This window comes from Zoogloea sp., assembly GCF_041904905.1.
Taxonomy (GTDB): Bacteria; Pseudomonadota; Gammaproteobacteria; order Burkholderiales; family Rhodocyclaceae; genus Zoogloea.
Window position 1 is genome coordinate 1 of the sequence record NZ_JAYRMI010000120.1, and the last position, 3,516, is coordinate 3,516.

The 3,516-nt window shown below is 69.8% G+C and carries 6 protein-coding genes; all 6 read left to right on the forward strand.

Features of this window, described 5'->3' with window-relative positions; all coding sequences use genetic code 11:
* Window positions 1-209, forward strand: a 209-nt coding sequence (locus tag ACE3N6_RS18945) for a DUF4126 domain-containing protein (protein WP_374247380.1), incomplete at its 5' end; no start/stop codon positions are given.
* 115 nt (window positions 210-324) lie between these two features.
* Window positions 325-1,239, forward strand: coding sequence for a hydroxymethylglutaryl-CoA lyase (locus tag ACE3N6_RS18950; RefSeq protein ID WP_374247381.1), 915 nt, complete (start codon window positions 325-327; stop codon window positions 1,237-1,239).
* A gap of 62 nt (window positions 1,240-1,301) precedes the next feature.
* Window positions 1,302-1,514: a DUF1289 domain-containing protein gene (locus ACE3N6_RS18955; protein ID WP_374247382.1), complete on the forward strand. Its 213-nt coding sequence runs from the start codon at window positions 1,302-1,304 to the stop codon at window positions 1,512-1,514.
* 7 nt (window positions 1,515-1,521) lie between these two features.
* A complete protein-coding gene (locus tag ACE3N6_RS18960; RefSeq protein WP_374247383.1) occupies window positions 1,522-1,695 on the forward strand; it encodes a DUF1289 domain-containing protein in 174 nt (57 codons plus the stop codon).
* A 10-nt stretch (window positions 1,696-1,705) separates the two neighbouring features.
* Window positions 1,706-2,608, forward strand: coding sequence for an MBL fold metallo-hydrolase (locus ACE3N6_RS18965; protein ID WP_374247385.1), 903 nt, complete (start codon window positions 1,706-1,708; stop codon window positions 2,606-2,608).
* 143 nt (window positions 2,609-2,751) lie between these two features.
* The coding region (gene rapZ, locus ACE3N6_RS18970) for an RNase adapter RapZ (protein WP_374247384.1) at window positions 2,752-3,516 on the forward strand (765 nt) is incomplete at its 3' end.

A 3,516-nucleotide genomic window follows, 5' to 3' on the forward strand; every position in this document is an offset into this window, starting at 1 on the left:
TCAACACCTCGCCAGAGCCGGTGAGCAACGTCGTCACGTCGCTGGGCGAGGACGCGCTGTTCGTCGGCGGCATGTGGACGCTGGTCCACCAGCCGCTGCTGTTTCTCGGCGCGCTGGCGGTGTTCTGCGTGCTCGCCACGGTGGCCATCGTGCTGCTGTGGCGCTTCATCGCCCGGATCTTCCGGCGCCGGCCCCAGGGGGCGGCTTGAGCCCCGCGGGGTGACGCCCAAGCTGGGCATGTAACAAAAAGAACAAAAATTAGGAAATCCCGAGTTTATGCACTTAAACTATGGCTGTTCGTTTCAGGATAGCCAGGGAACCGCCATGACCCTCCCCACCCACGTCCGCCTCGTCGAGATGGGCCCCCGCGACGGCCTGCAGAACGAAAAGCAGGTGGTCGGCACCGAGACCAAGCTCGAGCTGATCGCCCGCCTGGGCGCCGCCGGCCTGCCCGCCATCGAAGCCACCTCCTTCGTGTCGCCCAAATGGGTGCCCCAGATGGGCGACAACGCCGAAGTGCTGCGCCGCATCGCGCGCCTGCCGGGCGTTGCCTACCCGGTGCTCACCCCCAACCTGCAAGGCTTCGAGGCCGCGCTGGCTGCCGGGGCCACCGAGGTGGCGGTGTTCGGCGCCGCGTCCGAATCCTTCAGCCGCAAGAACATCAACTGCAGCATCGCCGAATCCCTCAAGCGCTTCGAGCCGGTGATGGCCGCCGCCCAGGCAGCCGGGGTGAAGGTGCGCGGCTACGTCTCCTGCGTGCTGGGCTGCCCGTACGAAGGCGAGGTGAGCCCGCAAGTGGTGGCCGACGTGGCCGCCACGCTCTACCGGATGGGCTGCTACGAGGTGAGCCTGGGCGACACCGTGGGCGTCGGCACCCCGGGCAAGACCCGGCGGATGCTCGACGCGGTGGCCCGCCAGGTGCCGGTCGAACACCTCGCCGGCCACTACCACGACACCTACGGCCAGGCGGTGGCCAACATCTATGCCTCGCTCGAAGCCGGCGTCGCGGTGTTCGACGCGGCGGTGGCGGGCCTGGGCGGCTGCCCCTACGCGGCGGGCGCCTCGGGCAACGTGGCCACCGAAGACGTGGTGTATCTGCTCGACGGCCTGGGCATCCACACCGGCGTCGACCTGGACGCGCTGGTGGATACCGCCGGCTGGATCAGCGAACGCCTGGGCCGCCCGCCGGCCTCCAAGGTGGCGCGGGCGGTGCTGGCGAAGCGGGCCGTGCACGTATAAGCTTGGAGACCCACGAAGACCCGCCGACCACGAGCGGCGGGCGTCGACCCCCAGAGCGCGCCATGACCATCCAATCCCCCTGCACCTCCGTCTGTCGCATGAACCCGGCCACGGGCTACTGCGAAGGCTGCTTCCGCACCATCCCCGAGATCACCGACTGGAGCCGCGCCGACGACGCCCGCAAGCGCGCGATCCTCGCCGAGGTGGCCGGTCGTCGCGCCGCTGCCGACCTCTTCGAGGGCGGCCTGCGCGGCGAATGCGTCAGCGACGGGTGAGGCGGCGATGAGCGAAGACAATCCCTGCATCGGCATCTGCGAGATCGAGGACGGCTACTGCACCGGCTGCGGCCGCAGCGCCGACGAGATCTTCGGCGAGACCGACACCGACCCGGCAGGCAGCGAGGCCGTAGCCGAAGCGCCGCCGCCCCCGGCCGGCCCCCTCGTCAGCACCGACTGAGCCCGTCGTGCTGCCCCCCGGCATCCGGGTGCTGGAGCGTGGCTGGCTGTCGGCCAACAACATCCTGCTGTTCGACGGCGACGACGCCACGCTGATCGACAGCGGCTATGTCACCCACGCCGCCCAGACCGTGGCGCTGGTCCGCGAGGCCCTGGGCCCGCGGCGGCTGGCGCGCCTGCTCAACACCCACTCCCACTCCGACCACATCGGCGGCAATGCCGCGGTGCAGCGCGCCTTCGGCTGTCGCATCGGCGTGCCCCAGGGCATGCTCGAGGCGGTCCGGGCCTGGGACGAGGACGCCCTGCTGTTGAGCGTCGCCGGGCAGCAAGGCGAGCCCTTCGCGGCCGATCACGCCCTCGCCCCCGGCGACCGGCTCACGCTGGGCGGGCTCGAATGGCAGGCCCTGCCGGCTCCCGGCCACGCCATGGACGCCCTGGTCTTCCACGCGCCGGACGCCCGCGGCCTGATCTCCGGCGACGCCCTGTGGCGGAACGGCTTCGGCATCCTGTTCGCCGAGGTGATCGGCAGCGGCGGCGGCATCGAGGCCACCCGCGCCACCCTGGAAGCCATCGGCCGGCTCTCCATCGACTGGGTGATTCCCGGCCATGGCGCGCCCTTCGTCGAGGTGGACGAAGCCCTCGCCGCGGCCTTCGCCCGGCTGCGCTACTTCGAGGAGGACGGCGCGCGGATGGCCCGCAACGCGATCCGCGCCTGTTTCACCTTCACCTTGCTGGAGCGTCGGCGGCTGCCGCTGGCAGCGCTGGCGGCCCACCTGGCCGGGGTGCCCCTGTTCCGCGAGGCCAACCGGCGCTTCCTGGGGCTGCCGCCCGAGGCCCTCGCCGGCTGGCTGGTGGACGAGTTGCTGCGCAGCGGTGTGGCGGAAATCCGTGAGAAATGCCTCGTCGCCACATAATTTGACAGTTTTGTGATTTTTTGTAGAGTGCCCGATAGTTTGCGGGGCAGAGTTTGTTTATGCTGTCCAGCAACATCTGCGACATCCAGTCGCAGACAAGCCGCCCGCCCGTGGCTGCGGCAACACCCGAAACAGGTTTCACCATGCAACTCGTTCTCATCAGCGGTCTGTCCGGCTCCGGCAAGAGCGTCGCGCTCAACGTGATGGAAGACTGCGGCCATTACGTCGTCGATAACCTGCCGTCGGCGCTGCTGCCGCAGCTGGTCACCCATCTGCGCGGCGCCGGCTACCAGCGCATCGCGGTGGCGGTGGATGTGCGCTCCGGCGCCAGCATCGCCGCGCTGCCCCAGCAGATCGAGGCCCTGCGGGCGATGATCGCCGATGTGCGCTTCCTGTTCCTCGACGCCCGCGACGACACCCTGATCGCGCGCTTCTCCGAGACCCGCCGCAAGCACCCCCTGGGCGACGACGACGTGACCCTGGCCGAGGCCATCGCCCGCGAGCGGGAAGCCCTGGCGCTGATCTCCGAGCTGGGCCACCGCATCGACACCAGCGACCTGTCGGCCAACACCCTGCGCAACTGGGTCAAGAGCTTCATGCGCCTGGAGGCGGGCGACCAGATCACCCTGCTGTTCCAGTCCTTCGGCTTCAAGCACGGCATCCCGATGGACGCCGACCTGGTGTTCGACGTGCGCTGCCTGCCCAACCCGCACTACGACCCGGTGCTGCGGCCCCTCACCGGCCGCGACCAGCCGGTGATCGACTTCCTCGAGCGGGTGCCCGAGGTCGGCCAGATGACCGACGACATCTACCGCTTCGTGGCCCAGTGGCTGCCGTCTTACGTCAACGACAACCGCAGCTACCTCACCGTGGCCATCGGCTGCACCGGCGGGCAGCACCGCTCGGTG